The 16,302-nt window shown below is 69.6% G+C and carries 15 protein-coding genes and 1 tRNA gene; 4 read left to right on the forward strand and 12 right to left on the reverse strand.

Annotation, left to right across the window (positions count from 1 at the left end; all coding sequences use genetic code 11):
• Together AC1U89_RS09190 and AC1U89_RS09195 are read right to left on the reverse strand one after the other, a co-directional pair.
• On the reverse strand, positions 1–3,245 hold a 3,245-nt coding region (locus AC1U89_RS09190; RefSeq protein WP_479899408.1), incomplete at its 3' end, for a hypothetical protein.
• Between the two features lie 196 nt (positions 3,246–3,441).
• Positions 3,442–3,516: transfer RNA gene (locus AC1U89_RS09195), tRNA-Gly, on the reverse strand.
• A gap of 166 nt (positions 3,517–3,682) precedes the next feature.
• Between AC1U89_RS09195 and AC1U89_RS09200 the strand changes: the two genes are divergently transcribed.
• Positions 3,683–4,309, forward strand: a complete 627-nt coding sequence (locus AC1U89_RS09200; RefSeq protein WP_479899409.1) for an HD domain-containing protein — start codon at positions 3,683–3,685, stop codon at positions 4,307–4,309.
• A gap of 35 nt (positions 4,310–4,344) precedes the next feature.
• On the opposite strand, the gene AC1U89_RS09205 is transcribed toward AC1U89_RS09200, so the two are convergent.
• The 9 genes from AC1U89_RS09205 to AC1U89_RS09245 form a co-directional block, all read right to left on the reverse strand.
• A complete protein-coding gene (locus tag AC1U89_RS09205; RefSeq protein ID WP_479899410.1) occupies positions 4,345–4,755 on the reverse strand; it encodes a hypothetical protein in 411 nt (136 codons plus the stop codon).
• Between the two features lie 1,067 nt (positions 4,756–5,822).
• Complete coding sequence (locus tag AC1U89_RS09210; protein ID WP_479899411.1) at positions 5,823–6,719, reverse strand: TraB/GumN family protein; 897 nt, start codon at positions 6,717–6,719, stop codon at positions 5,823–5,825.
• Between the two features lie 40 nt (positions 6,720–6,759).
• Positions 6,760–7,668: an alpha/beta fold hydrolase gene (locus AC1U89_RS09215; RefSeq protein WP_479899412.1), complete on the reverse strand. Its 909-nt coding sequence runs from the start codon at positions 7,666–7,668 to the stop codon at positions 6,760–6,762.
• A 101-nt stretch (positions 7,669–7,769) separates the two neighbouring features.
• Complete coding sequence (locus AC1U89_RS09220) at positions 7,770–7,964, reverse strand: helix-turn-helix transcriptional regulator (protein WP_029916774.1); 195 nt, start codon at positions 7,962–7,964, stop codon at positions 7,770–7,772.
• Positions 7,961–8,542, reverse strand: coding sequence for a hypothetical protein (locus AC1U89_RS09225; protein WP_479899413.1), 582 nt, complete (start codon positions 8,540–8,542; stop codon positions 7,961–7,963). Before AC1U89_RS09225 ends, AC1U89_RS09220 begins: the two co-directional genes overlap by 4 nt.
• A gap of 104 nt (positions 8,543–8,646) precedes the next feature.
• On the reverse strand, positions 8,647–8,913 hold the full coding sequence (locus tag AC1U89_RS09230; RefSeq protein WP_479899414.1) for a hypothetical protein: 267 nt from the start codon (positions 8,911–8,913) through the stop codon (positions 8,647–8,649).
• Between the two features lie 132 nt (positions 8,914–9,045).
• Positions 9,046–9,924 carry a kinase gene (locus AC1U89_RS09235; RefSeq protein ID WP_479899415.1) on the reverse strand — a complete coding sequence of 293 codons (879 nt, stop codon included), beginning with the start codon at positions 9,922–9,924 and terminating at the stop codon, positions 9,046–9,048.
• A 165-nt stretch (positions 9,925–10,089) separates the two neighbouring features.
• Complete coding sequence (locus tag AC1U89_RS09240) at positions 10,090–10,944, reverse strand: TraB/GumN family protein (RefSeq protein WP_479899416.1); 855 nt, start codon at positions 10,942–10,944, stop codon at positions 10,090–10,092.
• Between the two features lie 111 nt (positions 10,945–11,055).
• Positions 11,056–12,084: a 2'-deoxycytidine 5'-triphosphate deaminase gene (locus AC1U89_RS09245; RefSeq protein WP_479899417.1), complete on the reverse strand. Its 1,029-nt coding sequence runs from the start codon at positions 12,082–12,084 to the stop codon at positions 11,056–11,058.
• 177 nt (positions 12,085–12,261) lie between these two features.
• On the opposite strand from AC1U89_RS09245, the gene metZ reads away from it, so the two are divergent.
• The 3 genes from metZ (at position 12,262) to AC1U89_RS09260 (ending at position 15,354) form a co-directional block, all read left to right on the forward strand.
• Positions 12,262–13,446 carry an O-succinylhomoserine sulfhydrylase gene (gene metZ / locus AC1U89_RS09250; protein WP_479899418.1) on the forward strand — a complete coding sequence of 395 codons (1,185 nt, stop codon included), beginning with the start codon at positions 12,262–12,264 and terminating at the stop codon, positions 13,444–13,446.
• Entirely contained in the window at positions 13,427–13,891 is a 465-nt protein-coding gene (apaG, locus tag AC1U89_RS09255) for a Co2+/Mg2+ efflux protein ApaG (protein ID WP_479899419.1), read from the forward strand. Before metZ ends, apaG begins: the two co-directional genes overlap by 20 nt.
• Positions 13,892–14,184: 293 nt before the next feature.
• Entirely contained in the window at positions 14,185–15,354 is a 1,170-nt protein-coding gene (locus AC1U89_RS09260; RefSeq protein ID WP_479899420.1) for an amidohydrolase family protein, read from the forward strand.
• 16 nt (positions 15,355–15,370) lie between these two features.
• Here AC1U89_RS09260 and AC1U89_RS09265 read toward each other — a convergent pair whose 3' ends face one another.
• Positions 15,371–16,291: an Hsp33 family molecular chaperone gene (locus AC1U89_RS09265; protein ID WP_479899421.1), complete on the reverse strand. Its 921-nt coding sequence runs from the start codon at positions 16,289–16,291 to the stop codon at positions 15,371–15,373.
• Positions 16,292–16,302: the final 11 nt, after the last annotated feature.

Consider the following 16,302-nt stretch of genomic DNA (forward strand, 5'->3'; position numbering starts at 1 on the left):
CCCTCGCCGACCGCGACGCCCGCCGCGATCGAGAAGCCGCCGCTGCCGCCGCCGCCGCCAACGCTCTGGCCGAAGATGCCCGCGGCGTCCGCGCCCTGGGTCTCGATCCGGCCCTTGCTGTCGATCTTGACCTCGCCGCCCTTGCCGCCGTGGTCGCCGTCGCCGCCGATCGAGACGCCGACCGCGCCGCCGGCCTGGCCGCCCGCGCCGGCCACCGCGCCGCTCCAGCCGCCGCTGCCGCCGCCGCCGCCCACCGCCTGGGCGTAGATGCCGGCCGAACGGTCGCCTTCTGTGAGGATGTCGGTGACGCTGAGCACGGTGACCTTCTGGGCGTCGCCGCCCCCGGCCCCCGAGCCGCCGACGCCCACCGAGGCCGAGCCGGCCGCCGTGCCGCCGGACAGGGCCCCGGACAGAGCGAAGCCGCCCGTGCCGCCGCCGCCGCCGATGCTCTGGGCGTAGATGCCCGAGGCGTCGACGCCGCGGGTGTGAATCTGGCCGGCGGTGTCCACCGTGACCAGGCCGCCGCCGCCGGCGTTGCCGCCGCTGCCGCCCACGGCCACGCCGATCGAGGCGCTGCCGCCGCCCGAGGCCGCCGCGGCGATCGCGCCGCTCCAGCCGCCGTTGCCGCCGCCGCCGCCCACGCTCTGGGCGAACACGCCGATCGCGCGGTCGCCGGTGGTGTCGATGTCCACGCCCGTGACGTGGTCGACGGTGACGTCGCCGCCGTTGCTGGCCGCGCCGCCCGTGCCGCCGACCGAGATCGCGCCCGAGGCCGCCCCGACGTCGCCGACCGCCAGGGCCGCCGACACGGTGTAGCCGCCGTCGCCGCCGCCGCCGCCCACGCTCTGGGCGAAAACGCCGCGCGAGTCGTCGCCCTTGGTGATCAGGGTCCCGTCGGCCGTGACGTGAACGATCCCGCCGTTGCCGCCGCCGCCGCCCGAGCCGCCGACGCCGATGCTGACCGCGCCGTAGACGCCGATCGCGCCGCCGGCCCCGAAGCCGCCGTTGCCGCCGCCGCCGCCCACGCTCTGGGCGTAGACGGCCGAAGCGCGGTCGCCGCCGGTCTCGATCCGGCCGGTGTTGATCACCGTGACGTCGCCGCCCTTGCTGCCCGTGCCGGCGTCGCCGCCGATCGACAGGTTGACGAACAGGCCCGCGCTGGTGGAGTCGCCGCCGTTGCCGCCGCCGCCGCCCACGCTCTGGGCGAACACGCCGCCCGAGCCGTCGAGGTCGGTGAAGATCTGGCCGTGGTTGGTGACGTTGACGGCCTCGCCGATCCCGCCGCCCGAACCGCCGCCGCCGATCGCGAACTGTCCGCCCGCGCCGCCGCCGTTACCGCCGCCGCCGCCCACGCTCTGGGCGAACACGGCGTAGGAGTCGTAGCCGTGGGTCGTCAGCTTGCCGTCGTTGACGACCGTGACGACGCCGGCGTCGCCGCCCGCCCCGCCCTTGCCGCCGATCGCCGCCAGGCCGCCGGCCCCCGCGCCGTTGCCGCCGCCGCCGCCCACGCTCTGGGCGAACACGGCCGCGGCCAGCTTGCCGTCGGTCTCGATCTCGCCGACGCCGCTGTTGGTKACCGTGACGGCGCCGCCCTTGCCCGACGCGCCGCCGTCGCCGCCGATGCCGACCAGGCCGCCGCCGCCCGCGCCGTTGCCGCCGCCGCCGCCGATGCTCTGGGCGAACACGCCCGTGGCCTCGTCGTTGTGAGTGAAGATCCGGCCTTCGTTGGCGGCTGTCACCGCGCCGCCGTCGCCCGACGAACCGCCGCCGCCGCCGATGCCGACCAGGCCGCCGGCCCCGCCGCCGACGCCGCCGCTGCCGCCCACGCTCTGGGCGAACAGGCCGATCGACGCCACGCCGCCGGTCTCGATCTGGCCATAGTTGGTGACAGAGACCGCGCCGCCTGCGCCGCCGCCGGACCCGCCGCCGCCCAGGGCCGCGATCCCCGATGCGCCGCCGGCGGCGCCGCCGCCGCCGCCGATGCTCTGGGCGAGGATCCCGTACGAGAAGTCGCCGTGGGTGATCAGTTGGTCGTAGTTGATCGCGATCACCAGGCCGCCCGCGCCCGCGGCGTTGGAGCCGCCCGCGAACGCACCGATGCCGCCGGCCGAACCTCCCGCGCCCGACAGACCACCGACGCTCTGGGCCAGGATCCCGTGCGACCGGGCGCCGAAGGTTTCGACGTCTCCGAAGTTTTCGACCCAGACGTCGCCGCCGGGACCGCTGCCGCTGCCCGTGCCGCCCGAGGCGACGACGCCCGCTCCGCTGCCGCCGTCCCCGCCCGCCCCGCCGACGCTCTGGGCCATCAGGCCCGACGAGTCCGAATCTTGGGTCGAGACCTGGGCGCTGTTGATGAGGGTCGCCGTGCCGCCGGGCCCGCCGTGCGCGCCGTTGCCCCCCACGCCGTAGGCGCCGTCGCCGTCTCCGCCGTCGCCGCCGCGCCCCGCATTGGCTTGGACCTTGATCCCCGCATGACCCACGCCGGTGGTCGCCACCAGGCCGTCAACGGTCAGATAGACGGAGCCGCCGGCCCCGCCGATGCCGCCTCTGCCGCCCTCGCCGTAGAGGCCGACGTTGCCGTAGCCGCCCCGGCCGCCATTGCCGCCATTGGCGGTGACGAACACCGCCTCGCCCGTGCTGGAGGTGAAGGTTCCATTGATCGATTGGCTGGTCGAAAGGCCGTCATGGCCGTCGCCGCCGGAACCGCCGACCGCGCCGTACGACCCGGTGCCGCCGCTTGAGCCGTCGGCGGCCGTCGATTGATAGTCAGCCGCCGCGACCGGCAGGGCGGCCAGCACCGTGGCGCCCACGGCGCCGACGGCCAGGGCGCGGCCCAGGCCCTTCAACAGCTTGCGCGTGGCGGTTTCCAGGCGGACCGCCTGGGCGCGGCTCTTCACGTCGACGATCGGGACAATGTTCTCTTCGGCGGCCGGCGGCGTGTAGGCCGCCAGCACGGCCAGGCTCGCCAGGGCGTCGTGCAGGCGCAGCAGCAGCTTGGGCGGCAGGGCGCCGGGCGTCCCGAACGACGAGGCCAGCAGGTGGGCGACCGCGTCCTGGGTGGCCAGCAGTTCCGGGGCCGAGGCGCCAAAGCGCTCGCTCAGGGCGGCGGCGACGCGCGGGTCGCGGGCTTCGCGCTCCCAGCGTCCGGCCAGTTGCTCCAGTCCGTCGGCGAACCGCGCCAGGCGTTCAACGCGCGGGGATTCCGCAACGGCGGCCTTCGCCGCGCCAGTCGACACCTTGCCCATGGTCTTCCCCCGATACGGCGCGCCCGACGTCCGACCGCTGGCGCGCGCGATAGCTTAACCGTTCTTAACGAATTCCGGAGGCGTTTCCCGCAATGAACGAACACCGTTCGGTAATGAACGGACATGGTTCGAAACGAGACAGACCTCCGGCGTTCGGGGTCAGCTGTGCAATTTCCAGGTGAGACTTGGGGGAGATTGGAGCGGGCGGGGGGAATCGAACCCCCGACATTCAGCTTGGGAAGCTGACGTTCTACCTCTGAACTACGCCCGCATTGGACGGAGAAACTCGCGCCGTCCAAGCGCCCAGCCCGTCTAGCCGGTCTGGCTCCGCTTCTCAATGGGTCTTTGGGCGTCTTCGGAACTTCGTGGGCTCGCGTTGACGCGCCGCCAGGACCGGCGCACGATCAGGTCAAACAGATGTTCGGGAGGAGAACGCCATGGCCGACGGCCACCAGCATCCGGACGACCATGAGCGGGCCCAAGAACGGGCTAAGTTCCACGCCATGGTCGACGGCACCCCGCAGGACTGGGCGATCATCGCCAACGCCTCGATGGAGTTTGGCCGCGACCTGCCGGGCCGCCTGGTCTCGCACCTGAAGCTGCTGCAAGGCGACTGCGGCGGCTTCGCCATCGACCGGCTGGACCACAGCCTGCAGACCGCCACCCGCGCCTTCCAGGACGGCCGCGACGAGGAATACGTGGTCTGCGCCCTGCTGCACGACATCGGCGACATCCTGGGCCCGCGCAATCACGCCGACATCGCCGCGGCGATCCTGCAGCCCTTCGTCTCCGAGGAGAACCACTGGATGGTGGCGCACCACGCCATCTTCCAGGGCTACTACTTCTTCCACCACCTGGGCCTGGACCGCGACATGCGCGACCAGTTCCGGGGCCATCCCAGCTTCGAATACACCGCCCAGTTCTGCCACATCTACGACCAGGAGGCCTTCGACCCGGCCTACAAGTCGATGCCGCTAGAAGCCTTCGAGCCGATGCTCCACCGGGTGATGTCAGCGCCCAAGCGGTCGATTTATCTGCGCAAGGACGGCGGGGCGACGGCGTAGCGGGAGCTGACCTTCTCGACGTCCGAGATGGGTGGTTATCTGCCGCTAGATGACCGGCGAATTGTCTCCTGTTCGATGCCGGCCACATTGCATTGGTAGAGATCCAACGCCTCCGGTTCATTGAACACGAGCTTGAACGTACCGGTGACGATGGCGAAACGATGGTTCAGCTCGGCTTTGCGTTGAAGCAATCGATCCCCTTCTGACAGGGTCAACACGGCTGCGCCGTCTCCCTTTCGCTCGCGAATAGCCGCAAGGGAATCGTAGATGCAGCGCGAGTTGGTACCGAGATCGATTACTCCGCCAACGGTGATCTTCTGTCCGTCAAGAGTGACGGCCTGCGCCAAAACTTCGGATGGCGTCAGATACCGCTTGGGGGAGGCATGGGCGCTTGCGCCCGCAAGCGTCACAAAAGCTAATGCTGCGAAGAACCATCTGGGCATCATGGGAGGTCACCCGACAGCGCCGCGCCCGGGTCCCGCCGGGAAATGTGAATTAGAGTGTCCGCCCATCTGCCAGGACCCGGGTCAGTTGCTTCTCGGCGCATGTGTGCTCGCCCGCTGAGGGGCACGTCACGGTGACATTTGGCGGCCCTCGATGTTCGCGTCGGAAACGTCGCGGCCGTCACTGTTTCTGCGGCTCAGGCGCCGGCGGTGTCACGCCTAGGCAGGTCTCGTCACACCTCGTAGGATCTCGTCGAAGATAAACCCAAAACACAACCCAAGCCTTACCCGCCGTAACGTCCGGCTCCGGCCTAAGTAGCTTGAATTTGGGAAGAAGGCCTCGGATTGCGTTGATTGTCGCTTCGCCGCCCACGACGGGATAATATGAGCAGCCAGAAATTGCGCCTGAGCTGTCGGCGCGGCATTCAAGACGGGCAATGGACTCTGCGAGTTCCGGTGGCGCCGCGGCACGCAACTGTGCCTCGGTAGGCGTTGTGGCCCATCCCGAGGCTGGCACCGTCCTGCGAATAAACGGCTGCCCCACCGACTGTCCCGATGCATGCGAAGCTAAAGCTGTCGCTATCACCGCGGCAATCGCAGGCGAGCGCAACCGACATGAACTCATCAAGGGCAAATCTCTAACGGTTGACCAATCCGGCAATGCCGCATCAAGGGTTGCATTCATCTCCGCCGCTGAAAAGTGGCTTGTCACGCCTGCGTCGTCGGCACGAACGAAGCTAGCTCCTACAGCGTCATGGCAGTGATCGGGCTCCATCCGGCGAACTTGCTTCGGCGCTAGACGCCGAGAACGCCATCGAGGAAATCCAGAAGGCCCGCCCTCGAACCAGCCGGCGGAGGCCCTAACGTTGCGGTGTCTTTGGCATTAGCCTGCTTGAAAAGAACGCGCGCGGTCATTGGTCACCAAAAAGCGCGGAGGGCCTCTTGGTCGGCCCCACAGTCTGTCGATCGCGGGCTCATGATCACAGGGCGCCTTCCGACTCTCGACCGATAGGACTGTAGGTCTGACTTGGGTCGAAGGCGGTCACGCATCTAGACCCAGCAAGCAGACCCTACTTCACCGCCTTCGCCTTGATCCCCAGCTTGGCCAGCTGGGCCTGGACGCTGTCCGGGCCCGTCAGGTGTCCCGCGCCCACGGCCACGAAGCTGACGCCCGAGCCGGCCAGCTTGGTCTTCAGCTGTTTGGCCCAGTCGGCGTTCCGGTCGACCAGCAGCAGCTTGTAGAGCTCCGGATAGTCGCCCTGCATCTCGTCGACCATCTGGCGCTTCAGCTCGGCCTGGTCGCCGCTCGCCCAGGCGTTGACCAGGGCGTCGATCTTGGCCGGGCCGTCGTCGACCTCGTCCAGGGTGGATTCCAGCAGCTGGGTCTCCTGGGCCGGGGTCATGTCGGCGAAGAACCGGACTTGCTGCTCCATGGTCTCGAAGGCCGAGACCGGCTTGCCCGCCGCCTTGGCCTGGGCGTTCAGCAGCTTCTCGACGCCGCTTTCCGGATCATAGCCGGCCTTCAGCAGCGGGGTCAGCGACACGGTCAGGGCGGCCAGCCAGGGCCGCATCACGTCCAGCGCCTGGGGCGGGAAGCCCATGCCCTGCCCGGCCGTCTGCAGCTTGGCGTAGGTCTCGGGCTTCAGCTTGGCCGACAGCGGCGTGGTCCGGTCGATGCCGTATTTCAGCATCAGGGCCTGGGTGTCGGCGGGCTTCTCGGGCTGCTCGATCTCCATGACCACGTCGTCGGCGGCCTCGAAGGCCTTGGCGATCCTGGCCGTGCGCCACTGGGTTTCCGGCCGCAGCACGTGGACCGTGCCGAACAGGTAGATGGTCGAGTCCTTGTCCTTGATCACCCACAGCGAGGGTTCGGCCAGGACGGGGCTCGCCCCCATCGCCAGCGCCATGACGGCCGGGGCGACGAGGGCGAAGGCGAAGCGGCGGACGGACGCGGGCAGAATCATCATCCCGCCACTGTTCCGGCCGGAGCGGCGCCGTGCAAGCCGACTACTTCAGGAAGGTCTCCACCTCGAAGGCGAAGGCGGCCGGCTGGTCCAGCATGATGAAGTGGTACGAGCCGTCGATCCGCTTGACCTTGGCCTGGGTAATCGGGGCGTAGGCGCCGGTGTACAGCTGGTCGAACACGGCCTGGGGCGCGGTGGCCGGATCCCACGGATAGAGCATGGTGACGGGGGTCTTGATCAAGGCGATCTCGCCGCGCAGGTCGGTGGTCAGGTCGTCGTAAAGGGCGCGGGCCACCACCGAGCGGTCCGAGGCGATGGCGGCGGCCGTGGCCGACTTCAACCCTTCGGGCGACTTGACCAGGCGGGCCATCATCGCGGTCTCCATCGAGGCCCAGGCCTCGGGCGTGGCGGCGATGGTCCGGTCGCGCATGGCGGCGGCCTGGGGCTTGGCCGTCTCGACGGTGGCCTGGGGCGAGAAGACCATGGCGTAGAAGGGCAGGCTGTCGACCACCATCAGCCGGCCGACGTCCTGCGGGTGCTGGCGGGCCAGCATCAGGCCCATCAGCCCGCCCATGGAGTGGCCGATCACGGCGGGCGACTTCAGCCCGGCCGACTTGATGTAGTCGTCCAGGGCGTCGACCGTCGGCTGGATCACCGCCCCCTCGGCGTTGGCCCCGGCCGGGGCGCCGGCGAAGCCCGCCACCTGGATCACGTGCAGGCGATAGCGCCCCTTCAGCTGCTTGACCGTGTCGTCCCAGACGGCCGAGGACGAGGCCAGGCCGGGGATCAGGATAACGTCGGGCCCCTGCCCCGTGACCTCGACGGTGAAGCGGGGCGCGGCGGCCGACGGGACCGCGACCGGGGCGGCGTGGGCGTGGTTGAACACGCCGAGGGCGGCCAGCATGGCCATCACCATGACGAACAGGGGGAAGGTCTTTTGACGATAGGACATGACGGGAACTCCTGATTTTCGGGCATGCGCCAGGGTTCGGCGGCGAGCCGGCGGGTGTGAAGGCAAAGGTCGGGTGGGTCGGAAATCCTGACCGCTTCGGGTCAGGCTTCGTCCTGGAAGATCGTCTCGATCGGCAGGCCGAACAGACGGGCGATCTTGAAGGCCAGCGGCAGGCTGGGGTCGTACTTGCCCGTCTCCAGGGCGTTTATGGTCTGGCGCGAGACGTCCAGTCGCTCGGCGAGGTCCGCCTGGCTCCAGTCGCGCTCGGCCCGCAGGACCTTGAGGCGGTTCCTCACCGATACCTCCTGGCGATCAAGGGCTGGGACAGGCCCATGGCGAGGGCGAAGATCGGAACGGCGGCCCAGGCCGGAGCGTGCGGCGCCTTGCCGAAGGTCTCCAGGAAGCCCCAGACACTCGCTGCGCCCAGGGTCACGGCGATGCCCCACAGCAGGCTTTGGATCAGGATCTCGCGGGCGAACTCGTCCTTTTCCTCGGCCAGATAGAAGCCCATGGCGGCTATCGCACCCAGAATGGCCAAGGCGGGCGCCAGGGCGATCACATAACCCAGCGCCCCGGCGGTCAGACCCTGGCGATGCAGCATGATCGCGCCCATCAGCAGGAAGACATAGGCCGACATCGAGACGCCGAACCGCAACATATAGCGCCGCATGGCGGGCCGCAGGGGCTCCCGCTTGAACAGGCGGTTAGAGCCGAGGGCGAAGGCCAGCGAAGCCGCGACCGTGCCCAGGCCGCCGACAAAGCTCCAGACGCCACCCAGGCCGATGACCCGGACACAGACGAGGATCGCGGCCATGAAGCCGGCGAACAGCATGAACTTCTTGAGGGCGAGCCAGTCGCCACGTTCCGACGCCATGTCGGGTCTCCCTGTCTTAATGACAAGGATGCTTGTCTTATATCACTGAAGGTATGTCAAGCGAGCTTGTCAAAAGATCAAGGAAGGGCGACAGCCCGCCTTGCTCAGGCGGCCTTGCGCAACGGCGCCGCGTCGGCGGCCTGGCTGACGTGGACGGGCCGGGAGACTTGGCGCCCGAGAGTCCGGCGCTGGCTCAGGATGGTCCAGCCGTAGCGCGAGAAGCGGTCCTCGTAGTCGGACCAGCGGATGATCCGGCCCTGGTCGTCGCAGCGCCAGATCGCCTTGTCGCAACCCGGGATCGGAGCCGCCCGGTTCCAGACGGCGACGCGCTTGGCGTGGGTMGAAAAGGTCCCGCCGAAGAGTGCGTTCATGGTCCGGAAGCTCCACTGGGCCGGCGACTCGGTGAGTCGTTTCGCCGACAAAGGGAAGCTAGCACTGGTGGAAGCTGAAATGAGGCCACACCACATCTAGTGCGACGCCGTGCCGCGCGACCGAATAGCCGGTCACACGATCGACGAACGGCGGTCGGCGTCGAGGGCGACCACGATGTCGGCGCGGGCGGGCATCTCGCGGGCGATGTGCCGGGTCAGGCGCTCGTAGTGCTGGACGAAGACGGCGACCTCGTCGTCGCTCATGGCGCGGCCGGCCCCCTCCCCCGCCTGCGCCAGACGCGCGCGCAGCTTGGCCTCCTGCTCCCGGCGCCAAGCCAGCACCGCAGCGAAGTCCGGCGCGGTGAACAGCACCAGCAGRTCGAGGCGACCGAACAGCGCGCGATAGGGTCCGGCCAGGGCGGCGTTGACGTAGGCGCGCCAGGTCCCGTCGGGATCGCGCTCGCGCTCCAGGGCGTTGACCGGCGCGGCCAGGGCTTCGGCAGGCTCGGGGCGGGCGCCGACGCTCCAGCCTTCCAGCAGCACCACGTCGACAGGACCTTCGACGACCGGCCAGGTCTCGACCGGCGCGCGGTCGTCGGCGGCCTTGTCGAAGCGCGGCAGGGCCGTGTCGCCCTCCCTGGCCAGACCGTCCAGCACCGCCAGACCCAGGGCGACGTCGTGCGTGCCGGGAACGCCGCGCGTGCGCAGCAACGGATGGACGTCCCGGGCCAGGGCCTCGCGGTCGGCCCGCGGCAGGTAGAGGTCGTCCAGCGACAGGGTCGCCGTCTTCAGCCCCCGGGCCTCCAGCAGAGCCGCCACGACCCGGACCGTCGTCGACTTGCCCGACCCCTGCGGCCCGCAGAGCCCGACCACGAAGGCCGGCCCCATCGCCACGGCCGCGATCCGGTCGGCCAGGGGCGCATGCAGCCGCTCGACCTCGGCGGCGAAGTCGGCGGGCAGGTTCTCGTCGCGCAGGAAGTCGGAGAGCCAGTCAGGGTCGATAGCGGTCATCAACATTCCCCCACCTTCTCCCCTTGCGGGAGAAGGTGTCAGCGCAGCTGACGGATGAGGGGTCGCACGGCGTGGACGCCGCGGACAAGCCCTTCCGGACGGTTCTGAGAAACCCCTCATCCGGCGCTGCGCGCCACCTTCTCCCGCAAGGGGAGAAGGACGGGATCACTGCACCCGCCGGACCTGGAACCCGCGCGCCGCCATCAGGGCCGGCAGGCCGTCGGCGCCGGCCATGTGCAGGGCCCCGACCGCGACCAGCTCGACGCCGGGCTTGTCCATCTCGGCCGCCAGCGCTTCCGCCCAGGCCTCGTTGCGGCGCCTGAGCAGGGCGTCGTATAGCGCCGGGCGGTCGCGCTTCATCACGTCCACCACCAGCGGACCCAGCTTGGCCATGTCGCCGTGCAGCCAGGCGGATTGCAGAGCCACGCCGTTGCGCGGCGGGGTCAGGGTCTCGGTGGCGACGTCGTCCAGGTACTGGACCTCGACCGCCTCGGGCAGGCTGGCGAACAACCGGATCTGCTGTTCCAGGGTCTCGAAGGTGGCGATCGGCTTGTCGGCGGCCCGCGCCTGGCGGGTGACCGTGGCGTCTGCGCCGGCCTGGAGCGAACCGCCCTGCTGGGTCATGGGCAGGACCGACAGCATCATCGCCGCCGCCCAAGGTCGCAGCCGGTCCACGCGGTCCAGCGAGCCGCCGTCCCGCTCCAGCGCCGCCTTCAGGGTGGCCACCGTGCGCGGCGGCAGCTTTTCGCTGAGCGGACGCTCGGGATCGACGCCGTAGCGGTCGACCAGGGCCTGGACTTCGGTCGGATCGGCGTCGGCCCGGGTCTCGAACCAGACCTTGTCGGCGCGGGCGTAGGCGCGGTCGAAGGTCCGGGTGCGCCACTTCACGTTCGGCTGCAGCACGTGCATGGCGCCGAACAGGTAGATGGTCGTGTCCTTGTCGCGCACTTCCCACATGGCCGGGGCGGCGCGCGCGACCGGGGCGCAGGCGAGCGCGCAGACCGCCAGACCGGCGGCCAAAAGCCTGCGATACGCGCCAAAACTCGACACAACGTCCCCCGACGTCCGGACTCAACAGACTGTCAGGGTACGAACACCCCGGTTAACCGGGGAAGCGCCGTCGCTTGCGACCTAACGCCACGCCTTGAAGTGCTTGGACAGTTTCAGGCCCTGGCGCTGGTAGTGCGACCCGCCCTCGCCGTAGAGGCGTCGGGGCCGCGCGGTCAGGGGCTCGTAGACCAGGCGGGCGACGATCTGGCCGTCCTCAAGCAGGAACGGCGTCTCGTGGCTGCGCACTTCCAGCACGCCCTTGGAGCCGACCGCGCCGGCCTCCTCGGTGCCGAAGCCGGGATCGAAGAAGCCGGCGTAGTGCACGCGGAACTCGCCGACCGACGGATCGATCGGGGTCATCTCGGCCGCTTCCAGCACCGGGATCTCGACATCGTCCTTGGACGCCAGGATGTAGAACTCGCCCGGGTCCAGCAGCAACTCGCCGTGGCGGGTCTCCAGCGGTTCCCAGAAGTCGCGCGGGTCGTGGCCGTCCTCGTGGTCCAGGTCGACGACCCCAGCGTGGCGGCGGCCGCGGAAGCCGACGATGCCGCCCTCGCCCGGCGTCAAATCCACCCCGACGCTCTTGATCGCCAGCTTGGCCGGGTCGCCGCGCTTGAGGCGCAGCTGGTTCAGCCGCGTGCCGGCCCGCACCAGCACCGAGAAGGTCTGGGGCGCGATCTCGATATAGAGCGGCCCCTCATAGCCGGACTCGATGTCGTCGAAGGCCTTGGAATGGTCGCTGAGCAGACGCACGAACACGTCGACCCGCCCGGTCGAGCTCTTGGGATTGCCGCGCGCGGCCACGTTGCCCGGCAGGGCCAGGCGCTCCTGAATCTCGGCGATGTAGACGCAGCCCTTCTCCAGCACCGCGCCCTTGGTCAGGTCCAGCTCGTGCATCGCCACGTCCTTAAGACGCTCGGGCACGCGGCGGGCCACGCCGGGCAGGAACGAGGCGCGCACCCGCCAGCACCGCGCGCCCAGGCGCAGGTCCAGGCTGGCCGGCTGCACCTGGTCGGTGTCGAACGGTGTCTGGGAGGTGATCGCTTCTTGCGCGATCAGGTCCTCGATGGATTGGCAGGGCAGAATCCCCGCTGCGTGGGCGTCGGTCATCGGGGCGACACTCGCTAAACCGGGCCTTGAAGGCAAGGCTCGCGGTCCATCCGCCCACCGCTTACTCGCGTGTGACAATTCTAATGTTGAAATCAGACTTGTCCGCCTTGACCGTTCGGCCCGCGAAACCCCTTATGCCGGCCGTTTCCGCGTAGAGCGTCGAAGGAAGGAACCGCCATGGCCGAGGACCCGAAGGACTGGGATATCGCCACCAAGCTGATCCGTGGCGGTCTGGCGCGTTCGCAGTACATGGAGACGGCCGAGGCCCTCTACCTGACCCAGGGCTTCACCTATGACAGCGCCGAGGGCGCCGACCGCCGGTTCTCCGGCGAGGACCCGGGCTTCGTCTATTCGCGCTTCAACAACCCGACCGTGAAGATGTTCGAGGATCGCCTAGCGCTGCTGGAAGGCGCCGAGGTGTGCCGCGCCCAGGCCACGGGCATGGCCTCGATCCACGCCGCCCTGATGGGCCTGGTCCGCGCCGGCGACCACGTGGTGGCCGGCCGCGCCCTGTTCGGTTCGTGCCGCTGGCTGATCGCCGAGTGGCTGCCGCGCTTCGGGGTCGAGACCACCTTCGTCGACGCCACCGATCCGAAGGCCTGGGAGGCGGCGATCCGCCCCAACACCAAGGCCGTGCTGATCGAGACCCCCTCGAACCCGGTGCTGGAGATCACCGACATCCGCGCGGTGTCGGAAATGGCCCACGCCGTCGGCGCCAAGGTCATCGTAGACAACGTCTTCGCCACCCCGATCTTCCAGCAGCCGCTGAAGCTTGGCGCCGACATCGTGGTCTATTCGGCCACCAAGCACATCGACGGCCAGGGCCGCGTGCTGGGCGGAGCGATCCTGACCAGCGAGGCGATCAACGAGGAATGCTACCGCGACGCCCTGCGCCATACCGGCCCGTCGCTGTCGCCGTTCAACGCCTGGGTCCTGGTCAAGGGCCTGGAGACCCTTGACCTGCGCGTGCGCCGCCAGACCGACAGCGCCGCGGCCCTGGCCGACGTGGTGGCCGAGCACAAGGCGGTCAAGCAGGTGCTCTATCCCTTCCGCGCCGACCACCCCGGCCACAACATCGCCAAGTCGCAGATGACCGGCGGCGGCACGGTGCTGGCCCTGGACCTGGGCTCGCGCGAGGCGGCGTTCAAATTCCTCAACGCCCTGGAGATCGTCGACATCTCCAACAATCTGGGCGACGCCAAGTCGATGGCCACCCATCCGCCGACCACCACCCACCGCTCCGTGCCCGAAGAGCAACGCCCGTCGCTGGGCGTGGTCGAGGGCGGCGTGCGCCTGTCGGTCGGCCTGGAAAGCCTGTCGGACCTGACCCGAGACGTGATCCGTGCGCTCGACCAGGCGTGAATCCTCCCCTCCTCTGAAGCGGATCCGCCGCCGGCGCGGCGCCGACACGGGCATCTATGAAGCGCGCACGCGCGACATCGTCGTGCGCGTCTCGCCCGTCTACCAGCCCGAGGATTCCGCGCCCGAGGAAGGGCTGTGGATGTGGGGCTACACGGTCGAGATCGAGAACCACGGCGTGGAGACCGTCCAGCTGGTCTCGCGCTACTGGACGATCACCGACGGCATGAACCGCGCCACCGAGGTCGAGGGCTCGGGCGTGGTCGGCGAACAGCCGGAACTGCGCCCGCGCGAGGCGTTCCGCTATGTCGCCAACTGCCCCCTGCCGACCTCGTCGGGGACCATGACCGGCCACTTCCAGATGATGACCGAGGCCGGCGAGGTGTTCGAGGCCGAGATCCCCGAGTTCTCGCTGCACCTGCCGGGGGCCGCCCGGCGGGTGAACTGACGTCGGCCAGGCCGACTTGGGCCGCCCAAACGCCGTCGCCCAAGGCGCGGCGTCGACCGCGCTCGACACGCATCGTCGCCTAGAAGTCCACCCGAGGCCGTCTCAGGTCTTCGCCGGATACTCCGAACCATCCCGCCGGGTCCTAAGTGAAGACGCCAGCGTGGTCAGGCGCCGGTGACCCAACCCGGACGACAGATGGCGCGGCGGGAGATCGCCGACGGGCCGCGACCGGCGCGCGTCGGCCGACCGTCTCTGCACGCCCGAGGCCTCCGAAGACGGAAAGGCAGTCGCCCATGAAAGTCCCGACCGGCCGTGCATCCTCAGCCGTGACCTTCCGATCCGCGCCCGCCGGCGCGGCCATGGGCCTGGCCCTCCTGTGCCTGGCGAGCGCGTCCTACGCGCCGCCCGCCTGGGCCCAGACGCGCKCCGCCGCCGCCGACCCGTATCTGTTCGACGACTCCCATTTCCATCTGACGAACTACGTCCAGAAGGGAACGAAGATAAAGGACTACATCGCCATCATGGGCGACAAGGTCGGCCGGTCCACCCTGTTCGGCATTCCGCTTCAGCAGACCTGGTCCTACCAGAACTCCGGCGACTACGCGCCGACCTACTACCTGCAGACCGACGCGCCGCTCTACTACTACTCGTTCACGGACGCTTTCATCGCCAACGCCTATCTGTCGCTGCCGCCGGAGTCCCGCAAACGCCTTGATCCGATGATCACCGGCTTCAACCCGGCCGACATGTACGCCGCGGACCACATCCGGCGGGTGCTGGAGACCTATCCCGGCGTGTTCACCGGCATCGGCGAGTTCACGATCCACAAGGAGTTCGTCTCGCCCAAGGTCGCCGGCGAGGGCGCCAGCCTGRCCAACCCCGCCCTGGACCGGATCCTGGATTTCGCGGGCGATGTCGGACTGGTCGTGATCCTCCACAGCGACATCGACGTCCCGTTCGCCAAGACCAACGCCGAACCGGTCTATCTGGCGCAGATGAAGGCGCTGCTGCGCCGCCATCCGAAGACGACGATCATCTGGGCCCATACCGGTCTTGGACGCGTGGTCCGCCCGACCCAGGTGGCCGCCAGCGAAGGCTCGGCCGAGCGGCCGCCCAACCACCTCGAGATCGTCGAGGCCATGCTCGACGACCCCACGCTCCGCCACGTCTATTTCGACATCTCGTGGGACGAGGTGGCCAAGTACGCCATCTCCTCGCCGGAGACCGAGCGCCGCACGGCCGAACTGCTGAACAAGCATTCCGACCGCTTCCTGTTCGGCACCGACAACGTGGCGCCGCCCGACCAGGCGACGCAGCTGCGCGTCTTCCACCTGTGGGACCCGGTCTTCAGCCAGCTGACGCCGCAGGCCAGCCTGGCGGTCCGCAAGGGCAACTACGAGCGCCTGTTCGACGCCGGGCGGGTTCGGGTCCGCGCCTGGGAGGCCGCCAACCTGAAGCCGTGAGCGGACAGTCTTCCGCTCACCCCGCCGTCGTCGGTTCCAGCGCGTACTTGCGCGAGCAGTACTCGCAGGTCACGTGGATCTTGCCGTCGGGCTCGACCATCTCGGCCACTTCCTCGGCCGTGAACGAGCCCAGCACCGCGCCGATGCGGTCTTCCGAGCAGCGGCAGAAGGCGCGCAGCGGCTTTTCCTCGAGCAGGCGCACGCCGTCCTCGTTGAACAGTCGCCACAGCAGGGTGGTGGTCGGGACGGTGGGGTCGATCAGTTCGTCCTCGCCGGTAGTCTCGAACAGGGCCTGGACGTGCTGCCAGGCTTCCTGGGTCTCGCCGCGGCTCTCGTCGCCGGCGATGGCCTGGATCAGGATGCCGCCCGCGCGCCACTTGGCGCCCTCGCCCGTGTCGGCCTGGCCGACGGCCAGGCGCACCCGGGTCGGGGTCTGTTCGGACTGGGCGAAGTATTGCTCGGCGCACAGGGCCAGGGTCTCGCCCTCGATCGGGGTGATGCCCTGGTAGCGGTCCATGTCCGGACCCTGGTCGACGGTCATCACGAAGGTGCCGCCGCCCAGCAGGGTCTTGGCGCCGGGACGCGCGAAGCCGTCCGAGGCGGCCGCGACCTCCTCGGGGTCGAACCGACAGTAGCCGCGCAGGGCGCCGGAGGTGTCGTAGTCGACCACGACATAGCGCACCGGGCCGTCGCCCTGGGCCTGGACGATCAGCCGGCCCTCGAACTTCAGGCTGGAGCCGACCAGGGCCGCCAGGGCGCAGGCCTCGCCCAGCAGGTTGGCGACGGGCTCGGGATAGTCGTGGCGGGTCAGCACCTCGTCGACCGCCGCGCCCAGGCGCACCACGCGGCCGCGCACGKGCAGGCCCTCGATCTGGAAGGCGGAAACGAGGTCGTCCGGAGCGGTGTCCGGGAGGGTTTGGGCGGCGATGTCGGTCATGGGGAGGCTAG

It is taken from the genome of Caulobacter sp. 05T431 (assembly GCF_056665975.1).